Source organism: Ectothiorhodospira shaposhnikovii (assembly GCF_016584105.1).
Taxonomy (GTDB): Bacteria; Pseudomonadota; Gammaproteobacteria; order Ectothiorhodospirales; family Ectothiorhodospiraceae; genus Ectothiorhodospira; species Ectothiorhodospira shaposhnikovii.
On the sequence record NZ_NRSM01000016.1, the window covers coordinates 46547 to 66771 of the forward strand.

Annotated in this window: 22 protein-coding genes and 1 tRNA gene; 14 read left to right on the forward strand and 9 right to left on the reverse strand. The window is 63.3% G+C overall.

Annotation, left to right across the window (positions count from 1 at the left end; translation table 11 throughout):
- The first annotated feature begins 224 nt into the window (after window positions 1-224).
- On the forward strand, window positions 225-1124 hold the full coding sequence (locus CKO35_RS10455) for a hypothetical protein (protein WP_207143657.1): 900 nt from the start codon (window positions 225-227) through the stop codon (window positions 1122-1124).
- Between the two features lie 73 nt (window positions 1125-1197).
- On the opposite strand, the gene rdgB is transcribed toward CKO35_RS10455, so the two are convergent.
- The 6 genes from rdgB to CKO35_RS10485 form a co-directional block, all read right to left on the reverse strand.
- On the reverse strand, window positions 1198-1791 hold the full coding sequence (rdgB, locus tag CKO35_RS10460; protein ID WP_200175696.1) for an RdgB/HAM1 family non-canonical purine NTP pyrophosphatase: 594 nt from the start codon (window positions 1789-1791) through the stop codon (window positions 1198-1200).
- Between the two features lie 112 nt (window positions 1792-1903).
- Entirely contained in the window at window positions 1904-2620 is a 717-nt protein-coding gene (gene rph / locus CKO35_RS10465) for a ribonuclease PH (RefSeq protein WP_200175698.1), read from the reverse strand.
- A gap of 33 nt (window positions 2621-2653) precedes the next feature.
- Entirely contained in the window at window positions 2654-4288 is a 1635-nt protein-coding gene (locus tag CKO35_RS10470) for a PepSY domain-containing protein (protein WP_200175700.1), read from the reverse strand.
- 17 nt (window positions 4289-4305) lie between these two features.
- Window positions 4306-4590: a hypothetical protein gene (locus CKO35_RS10475; RefSeq protein ID WP_200175707.1), complete on the reverse strand. Its 285-nt coding sequence runs from the start codon at window positions 4588-4590 to the stop codon at window positions 4306-4308.
- Window position 4591: 1 nt separating this feature from the next.
- On the reverse strand, window positions 4592-4864 hold the full coding sequence (locus CKO35_RS10480) for a hypothetical protein (RefSeq protein ID WP_200175709.1): 273 nt from the start codon (window positions 4862-4864) through the stop codon (window positions 4592-4594).
- Window positions 4865-5100: 236 nt separating this feature from the next.
- Entirely contained in the window at window positions 5101-5310 is a 210-nt protein-coding gene (locus tag CKO35_RS10485; RefSeq protein ID WP_200175711.1) for a hypothetical protein, read from the reverse strand.
- Window positions 5311-5590: 280 nt separating this feature from the next.
- Between CKO35_RS10485 and CKO35_RS10490 the strand changes: the two genes are divergently transcribed.
- From CKO35_RS10490 to CKO35_RS10520, 7 genes are all read left to right on the forward strand, one after another.
- Window positions 5591-7420, forward strand: coding sequence for a TonB-dependent receptor plug domain-containing protein (locus tag CKO35_RS10490; RefSeq protein WP_200175712.1), 1830 nt, complete (start codon window positions 5591-5593; stop codon window positions 7418-7420).
- A 27-nt stretch (window positions 7421-7447) separates the two neighbouring features.
- The gene (locus tag CKO35_RS10495) at window positions 7448-8695 is read left to right on the forward strand and encodes a protoporphyrinogen/coproporphyrinogen oxidase (protein ID WP_200175719.1); all 1248 of its coding nucleotides are present in this window, start codon (window positions 7448-7450) and stop codon (window positions 8693-8695) included.
- A 73-nt stretch (window positions 8696-8768) separates the two neighbouring features.
- On the forward strand, window positions 8769-9635 hold the full coding sequence (locus CKO35_RS10500) for a YicC/YloC family endoribonuclease (protein WP_200175721.1): 867 nt from the start codon (window positions 8769-8771) through the stop codon (window positions 9633-9635).
- A 45-nt stretch (window positions 9636-9680) separates the two neighbouring features.
- Window positions 9681-9899, forward strand: coding sequence for a DUF2835 family protein (locus CKO35_RS10505; RefSeq protein ID WP_200175723.1), 219 nt, complete (start codon window positions 9681-9683; stop codon window positions 9897-9899).
- 97 nt (window positions 9900-9996) lie between these two features.
- Window positions 9997-10431, forward strand: a complete 435-nt coding sequence (locus tag CKO35_RS10510) for an Hsp20 family protein (RefSeq protein ID WP_200175828.1) — start codon at window positions 9997-9999, stop codon at window positions 10429-10431.
- 86 nt (window positions 10432-10517) lie between these two features.
- The gene (locus CKO35_RS10515) at window positions 10518-11459 is read left to right on the forward strand and encodes a DnaJ C-terminal domain-containing protein (RefSeq protein WP_200175731.1); all 942 of its coding nucleotides are present in this window, start codon (window positions 10518-10520) and stop codon (window positions 11457-11459) included.
- Between the two features lie 252 nt (window positions 11460-11711).
- Window positions 11712-13103: a DegQ family serine endoprotease gene (locus CKO35_RS10520; RefSeq protein WP_200175732.1), complete on the forward strand. Its 1392-nt coding sequence runs from the start codon at window positions 11712-11714 to the stop codon at window positions 13101-13103.
- A gap of 9 nt (window positions 13104-13112) precedes the next feature.
- Here CKO35_RS10520 and CKO35_RS10525 read toward each other — a convergent pair whose 3' ends face one another.
- A complete protein-coding gene (locus tag CKO35_RS10525; RefSeq protein ID WP_200175734.1) occupies window positions 13113-13550 on the reverse strand; it encodes a molybdenum cofactor biosynthesis protein MoaE in 438 nt (145 codons plus the stop codon).
- Window positions 13551-13554: 4 nt separating this feature from the next.
- Window positions 13555-13788 carry a MoaD/ThiS family protein gene (locus tag CKO35_RS10530; protein ID WP_200175736.1) on the reverse strand — a complete coding sequence of 78 codons (234 nt, stop codon included), beginning with the start codon at window positions 13786-13788 and terminating at the stop codon, window positions 13555-13557.
- 96 nt (window positions 13789-13884) lie between these two features.
- Here CKO35_RS10530 and moaC point away from each other — a divergent pair, with 96 nt between their 5' ends.
- A complete protein-coding gene (moaC, locus tag CKO35_RS10535) occupies window positions 13885-14373 on the forward strand; it encodes a cyclic pyranopterin monophosphate synthase MoaC (protein WP_200175738.1) in 489 nt (162 codons plus the stop codon).
- Window positions 14374-14385: 12 nt separating this feature from the next.
- On the opposite strand, the gene CKO35_RS10540 is transcribed toward moaC, so the two are convergent.
- Window positions 14386-14835 (reverse strand): arsenate-mycothiol transferase ArsC, encoded by a 450-nt coding sequence (locus CKO35_RS10540; RefSeq protein WP_200175740.1) that lies wholly within the window; start codon window positions 14833-14835, stop codon window positions 14386-14388.
- A gap of 212 nt (window positions 14836-15047) precedes the next feature.
- Here CKO35_RS10540 and CKO35_RS10545 point away from each other — a divergent pair, with 212 nt between their 5' ends.
- The 5 genes from CKO35_RS10545 to CKO35_RS10565 all read left to right on the forward strand — a co-directional run bounded on the left by CKO35_RS10545 (window position 15048) and on the right by CKO35_RS10565 (window position 20181).
- Window positions 15048-17240, forward strand: a complete 2193-nt coding sequence (locus CKO35_RS10545; protein WP_200175747.1) for an AsmA family protein — start codon at window positions 15048-15050, stop codon at window positions 17238-17240.
- Window positions 17237-18334, forward strand: a complete 1098-nt coding sequence (gene mutY, locus CKO35_RS10550) for an A/G-specific adenine glycosylase (protein WP_200175749.1) — start codon at window positions 17237-17239, stop codon at window positions 18332-18334. Before CKO35_RS10545 ends, mutY begins: the two co-directional genes overlap by 4 nt.
- Complete coding sequence (locus CKO35_RS10555; RefSeq protein WP_200175751.1) at window positions 18300-18572, forward strand: oxidative damage protection protein; 273 nt, start codon at window positions 18300-18302, stop codon at window positions 18570-18572. The genes mutY and CKO35_RS10555 overlap by 35 nt, the downstream gene beginning before the upstream one ends.
- A 106-nt stretch (window positions 18573-18678) precedes the next feature.
- Window positions 18679-18754: transfer RNA gene (locus tag CKO35_RS10560), tRNA-Phe, on the forward strand.
- A gap of 131 nt (window positions 18755-18885) precedes the next feature.
- Complete coding sequence (locus CKO35_RS10565) at window positions 18886-20181, forward strand: sensor domain-containing diguanylate cyclase (protein ID WP_200175759.1); 1296 nt, start codon at window positions 18886-18888, stop codon at window positions 20179-20181.
- Window positions 20182-20225: the final 44 nt, after the last annotated feature.

Genomic DNA, 20225 nt, shown 5'->3' on the forward strand with positions numbered 1-20225 from the left:
TCCGCCTTCGACTGATTTAACCGAAGAAAGGGAAGTTTGATTGTCTTGGTGAATATCGCCACAATTCAAAACGTATACCGTCTTGCGCTATCGCGCAAGACGCGGCTTATATCCCCACGGATAAATCCGGGGGCTTTGCGCCGCAGTTCGGTAATCCTCCCTAAAGTCTCATCCCGGCCCGCCGATAACCCCATCAGGCTCATAGTATCCGGCAGGTGGTCCCCATGATCCCACCCCTCTCCAGTCCCGTCCTTCCACCCACCGCCAGACCCGCCAATCCGGTGCCATCAGCGCCGCCGGACGGGGAGGCCGCCGCTGTCCTGGCCGACAAGGAAACCCGACTCAATGAACATCAGGACTATCGCATCATCCGGCAGGTTCTGCTGCAGGAGAAGCCAAAAGTCGACACCGAACCCCCGTCACCCCGGTCATCTGCCGCCCCTGTCGACCCGCCGGCGCCGGAAGCGGCATCTGGCCGTGGCATGGATATCCAGCGGCAGCAATGGGGTGTCTCCCGTCTGGAGGTGACGATCCGTGGCGCCGAGATCGGGGAGGCCGCCCGTATCCGCTTCGAGTCCGTGCGCATGGAGCGTCTGCAGGTCAGTCTGGGTGGGGAGCCACAGCAGGCCGACCCCTTGGTGCTGGATCTGGGGGGCGAGGGTATTGCCACCACCGGGGTGGATCGCGGCGTGCGCTTCGACATCACCGGCGACGGTCGGGAGGAGCAGGTCAGCTTCGTCACCGGCAACAGCTGGTTCCTGGCTCTGGACCGCAACGGCAACGGTATCATTGATGATGGTCGGGAACTGTTCGGAGATCAGCACGGTGCCGCTCACGGCTTTGAGGAGCTGGCCAGGTTTGATGACAACGGTGACGGCGTGATCAACGCCCAGGACAGTGTGTTCGAGCGTCTGCGGCTGTTCCAGATGGGGGCGGACGGGAGCCAGCGGCTCAAGACCCTGGACGAGGCCGGTGTTGCCGCCATTCATCTGGGTTACGCCCAGACCGCCCGGGCCCTGAATGCCTATGACGTGGTGGCCCAGCAGGGGGAGTTCGAGCGGACCGATGGCAGCAAGGGGGAGGCTTCCGACGTGCTCTTGGGCTATCGTGATCTGACCGCCTGAGGGAAACACTGATCAAGCCATCGCCGCCGCTCCCCGTAAGGATGCAGGTCCGACAGGTTCTCCGCGGATGCCCCTACCGCGACCCGCCCAGACGCGTCAGCAGCGAGGTGAGCGCCTGACCCCGATGACTGCGCCGGTTCTTTTCCTCGGCGCTGATCTGTGCCGCCGTCAGTCCCAGCTCCGGCACCAGGAACACCGGGTCGTAGCCGTGTCCGCCATCTCCCGCCGGTCGCAGGGCCACGGCCCCCTCCCAGGTCCCCTCACAGATGATCGGAGAGGGATCCCGGGCATGGCGCAGAAAGGCGATGACGCAGCGAAAGCGAGCGGTGCGCCGATCCTCCGGAACTCCTTTCAGGGCTTCCAGTAGCTTGCCATTGTTCTGCTCTGCATCGGCACCGGGGCCGGCATAACGGGCCGAGTAGATCCCGGGCACCCCGTCCAGGGCATCCACTTCGATTCCCGAGTCATCGGCCATGGCCGGCAAACCGGTCTGTTCGGCGGCATTGCGGGCCTTGAGGATGGCATTTTCCACAAAGCTCAGTCCGGTTTCCTCGGCTTCCCTGACCTGGAAATCGGACTGGGGCAGGACCTCATGGCCGCTGCCGGCCAGCAGATCCGAAAATTCCCTGACCTTGCCGGTATTGCCGGTGGCGAGCACGATTTTCATTCTTGGCTCCGAAACGCGATACGGTGGGGGTTGTCAGTGGTCCTTCGCGGCCGAGGGCCGCTCCCGCGGGTGCTCATACCCGCGGGAGGCTTGATGAGTCCTTTGGGTGGAATCAGTTGCCCAGCGCGGCCTGCTGGGCCTGGATGATCTCGGCGATCCCCTTGCGGGCCAGGGCCAGCATGCTGTCCAGTTCCTCGCCCCGGAAGGCATGGCCCTCCGCCGTGCCCTGGATCTCGATGAACCCGCCGGCCTCGTTCATGACCACGTTCATGTCCGTTTCGGCATCGGAATCCTCCAGATAGTCCAGGTCCAGCACCGGCACGCCCTTGTAAATCCCCACGGAGACCGCCGCCACACTGCCGAACATGGGGTCCCGCTTGATCTGTCCCCGGGCCTTGAGGCTGGAGATGGCATCGCACAGGGCCACGTAGCCGCCGCTGATGGAGGCCGTGCGGGTACCGCCGTCGGCCTGGATGACATCGCAGTCCACGGTGATCTGGCGCTCGCCCATCCCCTCCAGATTCACCGCCGCCCGCAGGCTGCGACCGATCAGGCGCTGGATCTCCAGGGTGCGCCCACCCTGTTTGCCTCGGGCCGCCTCCCGGCCCATGCGCTCATGGGTGGCGCGAGGCAGCATGCCGTATTCGGCCGTCACCCAGCCCCGGCCCTTGCCCTTCAGGAACGGCGGCACCCGCTCATCCACGGTGGCGGTACAGATCACCCGGGTATCGCCGTATTCCACCAGCACGGACCCTTCCGCATGCCGGGTGAACCCGCGGGTGAAACGGATGGGGCGAAGCTGGTCCGGGGCACGGCCGCTGGGTCGCATGGGGAACTCCTGAAATGGGCAAATGGCCGGGAATTATACCCGTCCGGCCGCTCCCGATGTAGGCGCCGACCAAACGCCGTCTTCCATGCCGTTGTGTATCCGCTGAGTGGTGATCCGGGCCAGCCAGGCAAAGCACAGTCCACCCACGGCGGCAGTCAGGTCTACGCCCAGGCTGGCCACGCTGGTATGTCCCCAAAGCCCCAGGGATGGCAGTATCCAGGCTAGCAGCGTGGTCAGTGGGATGGTCCAGGTCAAGATAGCCGCCAGCCAGAGCAGATGGATGGCGGCCCGGGCTGCACCCTGTCTGAAGGCCCAGGCGATACTGCCAAAAAATACGGCGTAGTAGACGTACTGATGCCAGGCGGCCAGATTGTCCACGTGCCCATGCAGCCACTTGGCAGCTGCTATGGTGAGGGAGATGCCGCAGACGCAACCCAGGCATACACCCACCGTGCCGGAGGCCATCCATCGCGTATCACGACGCTGAGCGGGAGGGTGATCGCCCTTCGGCCCGTTTCTGCGGCGAGTTTCGATCCACAGCAGGTTGCCGCTGTAAAACAGCCAGGCCCCCGCCAGGGCCAGCAGGAAGTAGGCCCACTGCACCGGTGTGCCGCCGAAGGTGCCGAAGTGCAGAGCAAAGAAGCTGCTGACGGTAGTGTGGGCTCCGTCCTGCTTGCCCGGCAGATAGTCCGTATTCAGCACTTCGCCGGTGTAGGGGTCGAGCGTCGCGAAACCGCCCAGGGCCCGGGGGGAGATGGCGGTGGGGTCATGCCCCCACACCCGCACCATCGCCCGGGGTGTGGTAACTCCAATGTACTGCAACATGGTGGGTTCGAGGCTGGGGGAGACTGCCAGGGCCTGTGCCACCAGTTCGGCGGGCGGCAGCAGTTCGGATGGAGTGCGGGGGCTGGGTTGTTCCGGCGTCTCCCGGCGCATCTCCCAGGCAGTGGAGAGCCGGCCGTCGTGGAAGAGCCTGTCCTGCAAATGGTAAATGCCATCGTGAAAGGCGAACACGGCGGCAGTTAGGACCATGATGAGGTGGAACGGGAGGCTGATGATGCCTACCACATTGTGGCTGTCCAGCCACATGCGCTTGAGGTTCTGGCCGATGCGCAGGGCGAAAAAGTCTTTCACCAGCGATGGCAGCAGGATGACCACCCCGGAGATCAATGCCAGGGCGTAGAGGGACACCACCACTCCCATGATCCAGCGATGCGGGTCGGTGTCCAGAGGCAGCCCCACCACACGGTGAAGGACGTCGATGAATTCGGCCAGTTGGGAGGGATGGACTTCCTCTATGTGTGCTGTGCCATCGGCATGGAAAGTAGCAGCGTAGTGACGGGCCGAGAGTTCGTCGTGGTCACCGGCGTCGGTGGGCCGTTCCCTCCAGGTCATCCGCTCCGGCCGGAGATCATCCTGTTCAAGATGAAGCTGGAAATTCCGGGCCGCCTTGGGGTGGTCCTCCAGGGTGCGGGCGATGAGGGTGGCGGCCTCGGACAGGGGGACGGCGACCATGTGCGCTGCGGGAGGTGAAGCCCAGCGGGCAAGTGGTTCTTTGAAGATGGTCAGTGCCCCGGCATAGAAGGTGATGAACAGGGCCATTCCTGTCAGGATGCCGGTCCAGGTATGCACCGTCTTATAGAGGCGGATGACATCGGAGCGTATCACTGTGTGTCCTTGATGAATCATGGATGCCCGGCTACGGCGAGACCGCCGAAGACCAGCAGATTGGCCACGCCCAGCCACAGCCAGGCCCTTGCGCCGCTCTGGAAGAGAAAGCAGAGGCTCAGGGTGCCCAGCCACACCGGCGGTACCATCCACATGGCGAGTTGGGCCTGGATGCTCAGTGCCAGACCGGGGGTGAAGTGGATCATCAGGCCGCTGCAGCCCAGAGCCAGCCCCAAGCCCAGCAGGGTGCCGGCCAGTATTTTGGTGAGCCAGTCCCGTTGCAGGTGGGAGGTTGTCTTCATGTCAGGCCTTTCTATGCAGGGAGAAAAGGACACCCAGACCCGGACAGAGCAGGAACACCAGCATCACCCATATGCCCCAGGTAAAGACGGCCGCCAAGGGTTGCATTGCCTGCCATGGCAGGATCAGGCCGGCTATCATCAGAAAGCCCCCCGTCAGACGGGCCGGCATGGGGTGCCATGGAACGTCCAGCCAGCGCTGGTTGGGCGAGGTCAGATAGAGGCTGATACTTCCGGCTGTTGCCAGCAGTAGCCCTAGGGCAAGGTATGTGTTCATGGGAAGGGGGTCTTTAACGTGTCAGCACCCTGGACCGGACTGGAGCCGTTTATTCCGCGCACGGGGGGCGCTCATTTCCACCGCATTCGGGACTTTGCCGCTTAAAGTGTCCACTCGGCAGCTGTCACGACAATTCTCCGGGATTACGGTCAGCACGGCGCTTTTGATGTGGATAATAAAAATATTTCTCATTCTATTTGCGTTGAGGGGGGGCGACAAGAGGGGGGCGCAAAGTTTCATCGGAGGACCTTGAGCTGATCCTGTCCATCTTCCGGGAGAATGCCTCTGTCGGAGCAACCTACGCCCCGTAGCCCTTTCGCTGATCCCTTCTGGAAATTATCCTCTGGTTTGGTCAACAATTGTTCGGAGGCGCAGTCCTGTTGATATGTCGGGTGAACCGGCAGGGTGTTACCGACGAGCAGAGCCACCAGGATGGGATGTTTCATGGGTCGATCATTGACGGGGTCTGTAGATATTCACGCTGGGGCAACAGAGGGGGGGGGCATCCTCCATTCCGTCGAGTTTCATGGACCTTTTGAGGGGCGATTTCGGCCGGTCTGGAGCCGCCATCGCAAAGGTCGATCCCTTGTTTGGCAGGTTTCATCCCGCAAACCTTACGGCCATTGTTGGTACCGGTGGTTTTGCGTTGGCTTCGGAGCACTGTTGGTCGGGGCAAGTCTGCCTGCGATCGGGAATGATCTCCTCTCCCTGGAACAGGACTATTTCATGGACTTGCCGGTGGCCCTCACGGCCACACGTTTGCAGCAGCCTCTGATCGAAGCGCCTGCGTCGGTCACCGTGATTGACCGACAGTGGCTGGAAAGGAGTCAGGCGCGCAGTCTGGCGGATGTGCTCAGAATGGTGCCGGGTTTCCTGGTGGGGGGTGAGAACGGAAACCGTCCGGTCATCACTTACCACGGACTGGGGGAACAGTTTGCGCGCCAAATGCAGGTGCTGGTGGATGGCCGGTCGATCTATGCGCCTACCAACGGCGGTGCCCAATGGGGCAGCCTGGGGTTGAGCCCGGATGATATTGAGCGCATTGAGGTGATCCGGGGGCCCAATTCAGCCAGCTATGGCTCCAATGCCTTTTTTGCCATCGTCAATATCCTGACCCGTCATCCGGCCGAAACCCAGGGACAGCAGATGGTCTTCCGTTTGGGTTCCCAGGGTGTCCGGGATCTGAGGATGCGTCATGGGGGGGGCACGCCCAACGCCGCCTACAGGTTGACCTATAACCGCCAGGAGGATGATGGGTTCCGCCACAAGAATGACCAGCGGCAGTTGGACAACCTGGGTGCGCGAATTGACTGGATGCCCGCATCGGGCATCACACTGGTGACGCATCTGGGCATTGACCAGACACGCAAGGGGGTTGATGGCGCCGTGGGCCTCGCCAATCCCCCGCGGACTTTCGAGCGCCAGGCAGGGCATGTGCATCTGGAATTGCAAAACAGCCGCGACCCCGACGCCACTTACCGGTTGCAATACTACTATCAGCACAACGCGATAACTGACCAATACACGGTCCAGGATTTACAGGGGAATCCTTTTTTCATCAATCGCGACTCCGGTTCCAGACGACATGACCTGGAACTGGAATCGCATCTTAGGACTTCCAGGGATACCCGCCTGGTCTGGGGTATGGGGGCGCGGCAGGACAGCGCTGAATCCCCCTTTTTCTTTTCCGGTCTGGGCTGGACTCATAATCGACTTTATCGCGCATTTGCAAATCTGGAGTGGTCGCCCGACCCGCGTTGGTTAATGAATCTGGGCGGCATGTACGAGTATAACGACATCACCGGAGATGACTTGATGCCTCGGGCGGCGCTGATTTACATGCCCGATGCATTCCACAGTTTCCGGCTGGTGGCCTCCAGGGCGATCCGCACCCCGAGCCTGGTGGAAGAAAGGATCCGGACCGTCGATGGCGCCATCGTTTCCGTCAGCGGCCTGGCGCCCGAGGTGATCCAGTCCCTGGAACTGGGATATCACGGCCATTGGGCCGATGGACGCCTGGAGGCAGACATCAAGCTGTTCCGGAACAGGTTGCAGGATTTGATCAGGGTCCCTTACGAGGTGCTGTATGGTATAGAACCGACTGGAGAATTCGCCAATGTCGGCGATCTGACCCTGAAGGGCATCGAGACCCAGGTAACATACCGGCCCGGTTCGCGCGTATGGTTGCATGGCGGCCTGTCGCTGTTGTCCGCCCGCAGCGACAACCGGGAATCCCGTCTGCAGGCTGAGTCGGTACCGTCTCATATCCTCAACCTTGCCCTGTCGTACTCACCGGTGGAGCCCTGGCTCCTGACCGCCGAGTATTACCATTATGACTCGGTCCGGTGGGTCGATGACCCGACCGGCCCCGCCACCGATGCCGGTGACGGCTTTCTGGACCTGCATCTACGTCGTGATCTGGGCCCCCGGGTACAGGCAGCCCTGTCTCTGACCGATGTGCTGGCGCGAGGTTACGATACCCGCCCGCAAGGTTCGCTGATCAAGCCGAACCGTCGCAGCACCGAGGCCTATGTCAGCCTCCGGGTGGATTTCTGATATCTCCATGATCAGGAGCTGGACGACATGACTGCAGATGTGGTGATCATCGGCGCCGGACTCTCCGGCCTGGCCTGCGCGCTGACCCTGTGTGAACAGGGGCGTGAGCCGCTGATCCTGGAGGCCGCCGATGGGGTCGGCGGCCGCATCCGCACCGACTACCAGGGGGGCTATCTGCTGGATCGGGGCTTCCAGGTGTTGCAGACCTGGTATCCGGAAGCGCGGCGCTTTCTGGACTACGGGGCCCTGGAGCTCAAGCCCTTCCATACCGGGGCTTTGGTGAGGATCCATGGGCGCACCCACCGGGTGAGCGATGTCTGGCGGCAGCCTTCCAGACTGCCGGAGATGCTCTGGTCGCCGGTGGGGCATCTGCCGGACAAGCTGCATCTTTTGCACCTGCGCCGTCGCTGTCTGCGGGGCGACCTGCGTGAGCTGTATCATCGTCATGAGCGCCATGCCCTGACCCATCTGCGGGAAATGGGGTTTTCCGAACGCATCATCGAACGGTTTTTCAAGCCCTTTTTCAGCGGCGTGTTCTTCGAGCCGGAGCTGGAGGTGTCTTCCCGGGCCTTCGAGTTCGTGTTCCGGGCCTTTGCCCTGGGAGATACCGCCTTGCCCGCCCGGGGTATGGAGCAGATTCCACGGCAACTGGCCCAGCGCCTGCCCGTGGGCACGATCCGGCTCGACACCCGGGTGGATCGGATCGAGGGTAACCGGGTCTTTCCGGTCGCCGGCGAACCATTGCAGGCCCGTCACATCGTCGTGGCCACCGACGGCCCCGAGGCCGCCCGTCTGCTGGGTCTGGAGGCATCGGAGCCGGTGCCTACCCGAGGGACCACCTGCGTTCATTTTGCCACCGGACAGGCGCCTTTCGAGGGCGCCTACCTGATGCTCAATGGGGAGGGGCATGGCATCGTCAACAGCGTGCTGTGTCCCTCCGAGCTGTCCTCCCATTACGCCCCGGTCGGACGTGCCCTGGTGACCGTGAATGTGCATGGCGCCGAACACGATCCGGAAGTCCTGGAGAGTGATATCCGTCGCCAGCTGACGGACTGGTTCGGCGCCGATGTCAGTCAATGGGAGCGCCTCGCCTGCTATCGACTGCCCCACGCCCTGCCGGTCCAGGCACCGCAGGTTCCCTGGCCGGGCGAGGTCCCGCTGCGCCACGGCGAGCACCTGTGGTCCTGCAGCGAACTTGGGGCGGCCCCGTCGATCCAGTGGGCGCTGCACCTGGGGCGTCGCGCCGGCGAGGAAATCGCGGCTGCCGGAGACTGACACGGGACGCGGTCCGGGGGTGGGCATGAATGCGCTACAATCAACCCCACATTCGAGACCGCAAGGACACCCCATGATCCGCAGCATGACCGGATTCGCCCGTTGTGAATCCTCCGGCGATGTCGGCACCCTGGCCTGGGAACTGCGCAGCGTTAATCACCGTTATCTGGACGTGAGCACCCGCCTGCCCGAGGAGCTGCGCTCCCTGGAGGGGCCGGTGCGCGAGCGGGTCACCGCCCGTCTGGGGCGGGGCAAGGTGGAGTGCACCCTTCGTTTTCGCAAGGCGGACAGTGCCGACAACACCCTGGAGATCAACGACGATCTGGCCAAGGAACTCATCACCACCGCGGTCAAGGTGGAGCACTGGATGATGAATGCCGCCCGCATGAGTGCCATGGAGATCCTGCGCTGGCCCGGGGTGGTGCGTCAGTCCGAACCCGACCTGCAGCCGGTGCATGCCGCCGCCCTGAGCCTTCTGGATCAGGCGCTGGAGGCACTGATCGACCATCGCGCCCGGGAAGGCGCCCATATCCATGGCCTGCTGGAAAGCCGCTGCCGGGCCATCGGCGAACAGGTGGCCCAGGTGCGCGCCCGTCGCCCGGAGGTGGTGACGGCCCTGAGAGAGCGCCTGCGCACCCGTATCGGTGAGCTGGGTGTGGATCTGGAACCCGGACGTCTGGAGCAGGAGCTGGCCCTCCAGGCCCAAAAGCTGGACGTGGCCGAGGAGCTGGATCGTCTGGACGGCCATGTGAAGGAGGTCCTGGCCTGCCTGCGGCGGGACGAACCGGTCGGGCGGCGCCTGGACTTCCTCATGCAGGAGTTCAACCGGGAGGCCAATACCCTGGGCTCCAAGGCCAATGACATGGAAACCACTCAGGCCTCGGTGGAACTGAAGGTGCTGATCGAACAGATGCGGGAGCAGATCCAGAACATCGAATGAGGTCCTGTCCCCATCCACGCCGCCCGATGCCGACCCGCCACCCCCGTGCAGCATTTTCACTTCAACCTCAGCATCTCCCGCGACGACTACCTGCGCTACTACAGCGGCGCGGCCTCGGCGGTGGTGGCCATGTCCCGAGAGGGGCAGACGGTGCGTTTTCCGGCCTCCGCGCTGCGCCCGTTCGTGCTGCACGACGGAGTCCATGGGCGCTTTCGGCTCACTGTTGACGACCAGTTCAAACTTCTGTCACTGGAGCGTCTCTGACCTGCCTCGTCCCCTTGAAATCCTCCATGGCGGACCTATATCTGCTCACGACAGGGGCTTGCAGCCCAACCCGACGAGCAGTGAACAGGAGGACGTTATCATGTTGACCCGCTATGAACCCTGGAGTCTTCTGAATCAGTTGTCCCGTGAACTCGATCGCCTGCACGGCAGCGGCTACGGCAACGAGGAAACCGCCGCCACCGCCGACTGGGTGCCGGCGGTGGATATCCGGGAAGAGACGGACGCCTATGTCCTGCATGCGGATGTCCCCGGCGTGGATCCCAAGGATATTGAAGTCCACATGGAAAACGGTGTGCTCACCATCAGCGGCGAGCGCAAGGCCGAGACCAAGGAAGAACGGGAGAACTACAAGCGGGTGGAGCGCATCCGCGGCAGCTTCTTCCGTCGATTCAGCCTGCCGGATACCGCGGACGCCGAGCGCATCTCCGCCCGCAGTGTGAACGGTGTACTGGAGGTCCGCATTCCCAAGCAGGAGAAGGTTCAGCCCCGGCGCATCTCCGTGGAAGGCTGATGTCCGGCGACGGCCTTTTCCCGTGACACCCACCGTGCGCCGCGTTCCCACGCGGCGCACTTGCTTTCGGAGTATCCTGACGGGCCATGGAATACAAAGATTATTACAAGGTGCTGGGGGTGGAGCGCACGGCCACCCAGGACGAGCTCAAGAAGGTCTATCGCCGTCTTGCCCGCAAGTATCATCCGGACGTGAGCAAGGAATCCAATGCCGAGGAGCGGTTCAAGGAGGTGAACGAGGCCTACGAGGTCCTGGGCGACCCGGAAAAGCGCAAGACCTACGATCAACTGGGCAGCCACTGGCGCCCGGGGCAGGATTTTCGTCCGCCGCCGGACTTTGACGCCTGGTTCGGAGGGGCGCCCGGCGGACGCGCCGGGGGTTTTTCCGGCGGCTTCCAGGACGGTTTCACCCAGAGCGATTTTTCTGAATTCTTCGAGGCCCTGTTCGGTCGGCAGGGTGCCCAGCGCACTCGCGGCCACCGTACCCAGCGGGGCTTTGCCGGCCAGGGCGAGGACAGGACCGCCCGCATCCGCCTGGATCTGGAACGCGCGGTGAAGGGCGGCTCCGTCTCCGTGCGCGCCGGTGACCGGACCCTGCAGGTGAAGGTCCCTCCCGGTGTGACCGAGGGTCAGCGCATTCGCCTGGTGGGGCAGGGCACCCCGGGCATCGGTGGCGGCCCCGCGGGGGACCTGTATCTGGAGGTCCATATCAAGCCTCATCCCTATTTCCGCCTGGAAGGTCGGGATGTCCATCTGGACCTGCCGATCACGCCCTGGGAGGCGGCCCTGGGGGCGACGGTGAACGTGCCCACCCTGGACGGACGGGTGGACATGAAGATCCCCGCCGGTTCCCAGTCCGGCCGCCGTTTGCGGCTCAAGGGGCGTGGTCTGCCGGGAACCCCGCCGGGGGACCAGTATCTGGTGCTGCAGATTCATACCCCGCCCGCGGACGAGAAATCCGCCCGCTCCCTCTACGAGCGCATGAGCAAGGAGATGCCTTTCGATCCCAGGGCGCATCTGCAGTCCTGACGGCCCCGTGGCCGAAACTGCCGCGGAGGGCGGTGGGGTGGCGATAGTCGGTATTGAACCCGAAGGCTTCCCGACAGTCTCAATGGAGGCCCTGGCAGACCCTTTGTCGTCACTTCCGCGCAGGCGGGAGTCCAGGGTTTTCGGCCCGTGACTGGATTCCCGCGTTCGCGGGAATGACGGGACGGGATGGAAACGTCCCAGGGAAGCGCGGGGCGTTCCTTTCAAGCAACTCAATGTCTTGACGAATTCGCCATGAGAACGAAACGCCTTCATCCGTTGTGCAAACCTCTCCTGTGGCCCCTCCTGCTGGTACTCCTGCTGGGCTTGAGCCTGCCGGCAACCGCCCGTCTGCCGGTGAAAGTGGACGGCGAACCCCTGCCGTCCCTGGCCCCCATGCTGGAGCAGACCATCCCCGGTGTGGTGAACCTGGCCACCCGGGGGCGGGTGCAGGAACGGGGTAGCCCGTTGTTTGATGACCCCTTCTTCCGCCGCTTTTTCGACCTGCCCCAAACCCCCCGGGAACGTCAGACCCAGGGGTTGGGTTCCGGCGTGATCCTGGACGCGGAGAAGGGCTTCATCCTCACCAATGACCACGTGATCCGCAACGCCGATGAAATCGTGGTCACCCTCCACGACGGCCGGCGCCTGGATGCGAAGGTGATCGGTACCGACCAGGCTACCGACCTGGCGGTATTGCAGGTGGAGGCGGAAGGACTCAAGGCGCTCCCGGTTGCCGATTCCGATGCCCTGAAGGTGGGAGATTTCGTGGTGGCCATCGGTAATCCTTTTGGCCTGGGGCAGACCGTGACCTCGGGCATCGTCAGCGCCCTGGGGCGGAGCGGGCTGAGCGTAGAGGCCTACGAGGACTTCATCCAGACCGATGCCTCCATCAATCCCGGCAATTCCGGTGGGGCGCTGGTGAATCTGCGGGGCGAGCTGGTGGGCATCAACTCCGCCATCCTCACCCGCGGCGGCGGCAACATCGGCATCGGCTTTGCCATCCCGGTGAACATGGCCCTGCAGGTGATGGATCATCTGGTTGAATACGGCGAGGTGCGGCGCGGACGCCTGGGTGTGTCGGTGCAGAACCTGACCCCGGACCTGGCCCGGGCCTTCGGCATCGAGCAGACCCAAGGGGCGGTCATCGCACGGGTGGAACGGGGATCGCCCGGGGCTCGGGCGGGACTCAAGGAAGGCGATGTGGTGACCCGGGTGAACGGTCGTGTCATTCGCAACGCCGCCGAACTGCGCAACGCCATCGGGCTGTTGCGGGTGGGATCCACCGTGGAACTGGAGATCCTGCGGGACAAACGGACCCGGGTGATCCGGACCCAGGTGGGCGAGATCCAGTCCTCCACGCTGGAGGGGGGGCGCATCAGTCCCCGTCTGGAAGGGGCGGCCCTGGGCGAGATCCAGGAAGATTCCCCCCTCCACGGCGAGGTGGAAGGGGTGGTGGTGGTCCGGGTCGCGCCGGGTTCACCGGCTGCCCGGGCCGGTCTCAGACCCGGTGATCTGATCTTGTCGGCGAATCGTCGCCCGGTCACCAGCCTGGATGAATTCAGGCAGGCCGTGGGCGCCGGCGGGCAACGCCTGCTGCTGAACCTGCGCCGTGACAACAGCGCCTTCTTCCTGTTGTTGCAGTAGGTTTCGCCCCTACATGCCGGACGTGTTGCCGCTTACCCAGCGTTGCTGTCCGCTTTGCAGCCGTTCCTGCTTCCAGAAGGGCGCCCTGGACTTGAGGGCCTCCATGATGAACCGGCAGGCCTCGAAGGCCGCCTGACGATGGGCCGACCAGACAGCGACCAGGACGATGGGGTCGCCGGGGTGTATCCGGCCCACCCGATGGGCGATCAGCGCGTCTTCCGGTGTCCACTGTTCCCGGGCTTCCTGCTCGATGGCCTCCAGTTGTCGCTCGGTCATGCCGGGGTAGTGTTCCAGGGTCATGGCCTGGATATCGTCGCCTTCGTTGAAATCACGCATGGTCCCGACGAAGATGGCGGTGGCGCCGAAGCACCCGGCAGTCAGGCCCTGCTGATGACGAATCAGTGTTTCCCAGGGATCCAGCGCTTCGGCAAAAAGATGGACGGCCACGGCGTCACCCCCCCGTCACCGGCGGGAAGAAGGCCACTTCATCGCCTTCCCGCACCGGATGATCGGCGGCGGCATATTCCTGGTTTACGGCGATCAGCGTCCGGGGGGGCAGGGGGCGGCCTTCCTGGGCGTTGCGCCAGACATCCAGGACGCAGTGGATGCCCGTGGCGTCCATCTCCTCCCGGGGGCATCCCGAAAACTCCCGCAGGGAGGCGAAGTAAAGCACGGTGATGGTCACGGGGGCGTACGCTCCAATTTGCGGCAAGTCGGATATTGTCCTGCAGGGATGGGCCTGAGACCATGGGCGTCATCCCAGCCATAAGGATAGTCCATCATGTCCAGACTGACCCATTTCAACCCGGCCGGCCATGCCCATATGGTGGATGTGGGCGGCAAGGACAGCACGCACCGCGTGGCCGTGGCCGAGGGGTGCATCGTCATGGCCCCCGATACTCTGGCGCTGGTGCGTGCCGGCGGCCATCACAAGGGGGATGTCCTGGGCATCGCCCGGGTGGCGGGGATCATGGCCGGCAAGAAGACCGCCGAGCTGATTCCCCTGTGTCATCCCCTGGCCCTGACCCGGCTGGAGGTGGAACTGGACACCAGGGATCAGCCGCCCTCGGTGCATTGTCGGGTGACGGCGGAAACACGAGGGCCCACCGGGGTGGAAATGGAGGCCCTGACGGCAGTCCAGGTGGCCCTGCTGACCGTGTATGACATGTGCAAGGCAGTGGATCGGGGGATGGTGATGGAGGGCATCCGTCTGCTGCACAAGTCCGGAGGGCGATCCGGGGGCTGGAATTGTGAAGCTGCCCGTCCGTAGGGCGTGCAGGCTTCAGCGTTGCATCAGGCGGATGGAGTTGGCCAATTGCCGGATTCTTCGCTTGATTTCCTCGCGGCAGCGTCGATGGGTCTCAAGATCCTGTTCCATGCCTGATGGCTCTTTCGGAATCTCCATGGGCCAGTTCTTGCTGATGAAGCTGTCTCCCCTGGGGGCTGGAAGCGTTGACGGATTTTGAGTGAGGGTTACGATGAGGTCCGCCCATTCCAGCACTTCCGCGTCCAGATCCTTGGGTTTGAGGGACGATGTGTCTATGCCATCTTCCCGCAGCACTGCCAGGGTCCTTTCATCCTGGTTTCCTGCCCGCATGCCGACGGAACGCACCTTCGCCAGGTCGGCAAGATATTCCCGGCCATAGGCTTCCGCCATCAGTGTTCGAGCGGTATTGGTGGGACCCAGGAACAGGATTTGGGGTTTTCGCCGCAGATTCGGTTTGTATGTCATCGGATATGTTCCAGGGATGGATGACCGCTGGTGCTTGATGGATTTTAGCGCTTGGCCGCGCACATGATGTGGATTATCCATGCGGCCGTATAGGGTGCCCGGATGGTTGGCATTTTGCTGAAAGGGCAGCCCTGCGCCTGACATGCGATCACGTTACACTGGGAAGCGATCAGGCCCAACATGTACTCCGACCCAAGCGAGGTAAGCAGCCGATGAAATGGATTAAACGCGCCCTGGTCGCGGTGACGGTCGTACTGGTGCTGTTCGTGGCCCTGCTGATCTTCCTGCTGGCCACCTTCGACCCCAACGCCTACAAGGACCGCATCAGTGCCGCCGTCCAGGAACAGACCGGCCGGGAACTCACCATCAGCGGTGATATCGGACTGTCCGTCTTTCCGCGCCTGGCCCTGACACTGGGGGAAACCACCCTGGCCAATGGAGAAGGCTTCCCCGATGCGCATTTCGCCCGCATCCGTGAGGTGGACGTGGCCGTGGCCATGCTGCCGCTGCTGCGTCGTGAACTCCAGGTGGAGCGGGTGCGTCTGGAAGGGCTGGACCTGAATCTGGCAAGGGATGCCCAGGGACGCAGCAACTGGGATGACCTGCTGGGAGACGGGGATGCCCGGGATCTGCCCGCGGAGACACCGCCGGTGTCCCGCCCGCCGTCGGATCCCGACGCCGTTCCGCCGATGTTGCGTGACCTGGACATTGCTGGCGTCGAAATCCGCGATGCCCGGGTGCGCTGGCGTGACGCCCAGGCGGGTACCGACCTGGTGGTGGACCCCTTCAATCTGACCCTGGGGCGTCTGCGTCTGGGCCAGGAGACCCCTCTGGAACTCGCCTTCCAGACCCGGTTGGGGGAGCCTGCCCTGACGGCAGCCACCCATCTGTCGGCCCTGTTGTACCTGGATATGGCCAATCAGCGCTATGGGCTGCTGCGCCTGACGGCAGCACTGGATGCCCGGGGCGAGACCCTGCCGGCCCCCATCCGGGCACGCCTCGAAGGGGATCTGTGGGCGGATCTGCGCAGCGACATGGCCAAGCTGGAACGCCTGACCCTGACCGCCTTCGACACCCAGATCACTGGCCTTATGGAAGTGGAATCGCTCACCGGCGAGTCTCGTGTGCATGGCGAGCTGCGCAGCGGCCGCGTCAATCCACGCCAGTTGATGCAGTCCCTGGGCATGGAAGCGCCCGAGACCGCCAATCCCGATGTACTCAAGAACGCCGCCCTGGACCTGGCCTTTGCGATGCAGGGGGAGCACCTGGATCTGAGCCGGCTCGTGGTCACTCTGGATGAAAGCAGCATGACCGGGAACGTCTCCATCCGCGATTTCACCACGCCGGTCATCAGCCTGTCCCTGCAGGTGGATCGCATCAATCTGGACCATTACCTGCCTCCCGCCGGGGATAGGCCCTTGCCCGATACCGGTCAAGCCCCGGCTCCCCGGGACGGGTGGCCGGAGGAGACCATTGAGTTGCCGCTGGAGCTGCTGCGGTCGCTGAACCTCAGCGGCGATCTGAGCATCGGTCGGCTGGTGGTCGGCAACCTGGACCTGTCCGACGTGATGCTGGAGCTGCGGGCCCGGGACGGCCAGATGGATCTGCGTCCCTTCCGTGCCGCGCTGTACGGCGGTCGGGTGGAAGGTGCGCTGGGGCTGGACGCCCGTCGGGATACCCCCCGTTTCCAGGCCCGCAGCGACCTGCAGGGGGTGCGCATGGGGAACCTGCTTCAGGACCTTACCGGAGAGACACCCGTGGTTACCGGCACCGCCAACCTGCGTTTTGACCTGAACAGCCGCGGCGAATCGATCAAGGCCCTGATCGCAGGACTCAATGGCAACGGGGATCTGCGCTTCGCCGACGGTGCGGTGAAGGGGATCAATGTGGCCCAGATCATCCGCGATGGGGAGGCCCGGCTACGGGGACGTGCTGTCGAGCCATCCGACGCGCCGGTACAGACCGATTTCACCGAGCTGACCGGCAGCTTCCGGATCGACAATGGTGTGGTGGGCAACCAGGACCTGCAGGCGGCTTCGCCGCTGTTGCGGGTACAGGGACGAGGCACCGTGGACCTGAACCGGGAGCGTCTGGACTATCGCCTTGATACCAGTCTGGTGGCTACCCTGGAAGGGCAGGGGGGGCGTCCCCTGGATGACCTGCGCAACGTGAATCTGCCCATCACCATCCGTGGGACCTTCAGTGAGCCCCGCTTCGGCCTGGACCTGGCCTCCGTGCTTGGTGGCCGTCTGGATCAGGAACGGGAGCGCCTGGAGCAGCAGGTGCAGGAGCGGGTGGAGGAAAAGGTGCAGCCACTGATTGATCAGCAGCGTGACCGGGTGCAGCAGGAAGCGGACCGCATCCGCGATCAGCTGGGCGACCGTCTGCTGGATCGGCTCCGTTGAGCGGCGCGGGGGACTTCGGCGCCCGGCTGCTGGCGTGGTTTGACCGGCACGGGCGCCATGATCTGCCCTGGCAGCAGGAGATCAACCCCTACCGGGTCTGGATCTCCGAGATCATGCTGCAGCAGACCCAGGTGGCTACCGTGATTCCCTACTACCAGCGCTTCATGGCCCGGTTTCCGGATGTGACATCCCTGGCGCGGGCGCCCATCGACGAGGTACTGCATCACTGGTCCGGTCTGGGGTATTACGCCCGTGCCCGCAACCTGCACCGGGCGGCGCGGCAGGTGGTGGAGCGGCATCAGGGCCGCTTTCCCGAGACTCCCGATGGCCTGGAGGCCCTGCCCGGTATCGGCCGCTCAACGGCGGCGGCCATCCTCTCCATCGCCTGTGGTCAGCGCCATGCCATCCTCGACGGCAACGTCAAGCGCGTGCTGGCCCGTCATCAAGGTGTGGAGGGGTGGCCCGGCACGACGGCGGTTTCCCGCCGACTCTGGGCACTGGCGGAGACGATGACGCCGGCAGCGCGGGTGGCCGACTACACTCAGGCCATCATGGATCTGGGGGCCACCGTCTGCACCCGTGGCCGACCCGCCTGCGGGGCCTGCCCCGTCGCGTCGGACTGCGTGGCCCATGCCGGCGGATGTCAGTCCCTCCTCCCCTCGCCCCGTCCCCGGCGTGAGCAGCCCTTGCGCACCACGGTGATGCTGATCATCCGCAGCCCCGAGGGGGTGTTGCTGGAGCAACGCCCGCCGACGGGTCTATGGGGCGGGCTGTGGGGGTTTCCGGAGGTGTCATCCAGTCACGAGGCGGAATCCTGGTGCCTGCATCATCTGGGCACGGGGGTGTGCAAGGGGCGCTCACTGGAACCCTTCGTGCATGTCTTCACCCATTTCCGGTTGCACATCACCCCGCTGAGGCTGTGGGTGAAAGACCCTACGGCCTCCGTGATGGAAGCCCCCGGCCGGGTCTGGTATAAACCTGAAGCTCGTTCGGAGCTGGGGCTTGCCGCGCCGGTGGCCCGGCTCCTGGATCATATTGCGCACGAGGACGGAGAGATCAATGGCTCGCATGGTGAATTGCGTCTACCTGGGTAACGAGGCCGAGGGGCTGGATTTTGCGCCTTATCCCGGCGACCTGGGCAAGAAAATCTACGACAACGTCTCCAAGGAGGCGTGGCAGAAGTGGATCCGTCATCAGACCATGCTCATCAACGAGTATCGCTTGGCCACGGTTGATCCCAAGGCCCGCAAGTTCCTGGAGGAGGAAATGGAAAAGTTCTTCTTCGGCGGTGGCGCCAGCATGCCTGAAGGCTACGTGGATCCCACAAAGTAGAAAAAAATACGCGGGCTGAGTGTTGGGGGCTTGACGAGGGCGCCTGATATCGCTTTAATACGCAACTTCGCTGCAACGCAGTCCGAAGCAGCAGACAAGACAACAAGGCCAGGTAGCTCAGTTGGTAGAGCAGGGGATTGAAAATCCCCGTGTCGGCGGTTCGATTCCGTCCCTGGCCACCACATTGAAGGCCCCGGCTGTTAATTCAGTCGGGGTTTTTTTTGTCCGCAAGCATGTGGAAAAGCGCTATGCTTGGTGGCTCCGAGAGATTCTCCAAAGGCTTGGCTGGAGGGGTGTTGTGGATTGGCCGCTTATGGAAAAAGCCGCAACCGGAGCGCAAGTCGTTTTCAATAACCTGCCTCTGCCTCTGCTCAGTCTGGGCATTGACGGTGCCATTCTTGACGCAAACCCCCTGGCGCGTCACCTGCTCGCCCTGCCGGAAGACCTTTTGCAGTGGCCTGATCTGAGTCATTTTCTGCTGTCATTGGATGCCGCCGAACTGGCAGGCCTGATGGATGACTGTTCAGTCAAGTCTTGTCCCCGCAGCCTGGAAGCAAGGTGCCGGGACGCCAGGGGTCGGAAATTTGATGTCTGGATCCATCTTAATCGCCTGGATGAAGCGTCGGATCATCACTTTCTTTGTGTGCTGATCGAAATCGGCGAGCCTCAGAATGAACCGCCCTTCCGGGCCAATCCCTGGCCCGATGGCCTTACGGAAAGTTCGCTGCGCTGGCGATTTGCCCTGTTCGGTGCTGGTGATGGTGTGTGGGACTGGGATCTGGAATCCAACGACGTGGTGTACTGCTCACGTTTTCGCCAGATCATCTGCTTTTCCGACGCTGAGCTGGACAACAGCTTCGAGCAGTGGGTTAGTCTGGTACATCCGGATGATCTGAGGGATTTTTCCGCTGCGATGCAAAATCACCTGCAGGGAGAATCATTGCGTTACGCGTGCGAATTCCGAATGCGGTGCAAGTACGAAGGGTGGCAGTGGGTTCTGGCACGAGGGCGTGTCGTCCGCCGCAACGACGACGGATATCCCATCCGGGTCGTGGGAACGCTGTCGGACATCGGGGCTCGCAAGAAACTTGAGTATGAATTGCGACGCATGGCCACCACGGATTTCCTCACCGGGCTTTACAACCGTCGCCATTTCATCTCCCGTATGGCCGATGAGTTGGCCCGTATCCGGCGTCGGCCAAATCAGCACGCAGCCTTGCTGATGCTGGATCTGGATTACTTCAAGAACATCAATGATACTTATGGTCATTCCGCCGGCGATCTGGTGTTGCAACACTTTGCGGACACCATGAGAAGTTGTCTGCGCAGGATTGATTTGCCTGCCCGTACCGGTGGAGAAGAATTTGCGGTGTTGCTGCCGGGTACTTCGGAACGGGATGCGGTGGTCCTTGCCGAACGGCTTCGCCGAAAGGTGAAATCCACTCCCGCAGTGACCCCGGAGGCCATTATTGCCATGACCGTCAGTATTGGCATTACGGTACTGGTCCCTGACGATACCTGTCCGGATTCGGCCTTGAACCGGGCAGATCTCGCCCTTTATAAAGCCAAGAATAATGGCCGAAATCAGGTGGCGGTAGCTGCGGTTTAGGTGCCCCATGGTGGTCGGATCTTCAACTTTCCCCAAGCAGAAGC

Bases quoted from the DNA above. Each gene is read 5' to 3' on its own strand.
- CKO35_RS10565 (WP_200175759.1), top strand. From the start codon at position 18,886: ATGGAAAAAGCCGCAACCGGAGCGCAAGTCGTTTTCAATAACCTGCCT.
- rph (WP_200175698.1), bottom strand. From the start codon at position 2,620: ATGCGACCCAGCGGCCGTGCCCCGGACCAGCTTCGCCCCATCCGTTTC.
- CKO35_RS10490 (WP_200175712.1), top strand. From the start codon at position 5,591: ATGGACTTGCCGGTGGCCCTCACGGCCACACGTTTGCAGCAGCCTCTG.
- CKO35_RS10480 (WP_200175709.1), bottom strand. From the start codon at position 4,864: ATGAACACATACCTTGCCCTAGGGCTACTGCTGGCAACAGCCGGAAGT.
- CKO35_RS10475 (WP_200175707.1), bottom strand. From the start codon at position 4,590: ATGAAGACAACCTCCCACCTGCAACGGGACTGGCTCACCAAAATACTG.
- CKO35_RS10455 (WP_207143657.1), top strand. From the start codon at position 225: ATGATCCCACCCCTCTCCAGTCCCGTCCTTCCACCCACCGCCAGACCC.
- CKO35_RS10520 (WP_200175732.1), top strand. From the start codon at position 11,712: ATGAGAACGAAACGCCTTCATCCGTTGTGCAAACCTCTCCTGTGGCCC.
- CKO35_RS10500 (WP_200175721.1), top strand. From the start codon at position 8,769: ATGATCCGCAGCATGACCGGATTCGCCCGTTGTGAATCCTCCGGCGAT.
- CKO35_RS10545 (WP_200175747.1), top strand. From the start codon at position 15,048: ATGAAATGGATTAAACGCGCCCTGGTCGCGGTGACGGTCGTACTGGTG.
- rdgB (WP_200175696.1), bottom strand. From the start codon at position 1,791: ATGAAAATCGTGCTCGCCACCGGCAATACCGGCAAGGTCAGGGAATTT.
- moaC (WP_200175738.1), top strand. From the start codon at position 13,885: ATGTCCAGACTGACCCATTTCAACCCGGCCGGCCATGCCCATATGGTG.
- CKO35_RS10540 (WP_200175740.1), bottom strand. From the start codon at position 14,835: ATGACATACAAACCGAATCTGCGGCGAAAACCCCAAATCCTGTTCCTG.
- CKO35_RS10515 (WP_200175731.1), top strand. From the start codon at position 10,518: ATGGAATACAAAGATTATTACAAGGTGCTGGGGGTGGAGCGCACGGCC.
- CKO35_RS10555 (WP_200175751.1), top strand. From the start codon at position 18,300: ATGGCTCGCATGGTGAATTGCGTCTACCTGGGTAACGAGGCCGAGGGG.
- CKO35_RS10495 (WP_200175719.1), top strand. From the start codon at position 7,448: ATGACTGCAGATGTGGTGATCATCGGCGCCGGACTCTCCGGCCTGGCC.
- CKO35_RS10485 (WP_200175711.1), bottom strand. From the start codon at position 5,310: ATGAAACATCCCATCCTGGTGGCTCTGCTCGTCGGTAACACCCTGCCG.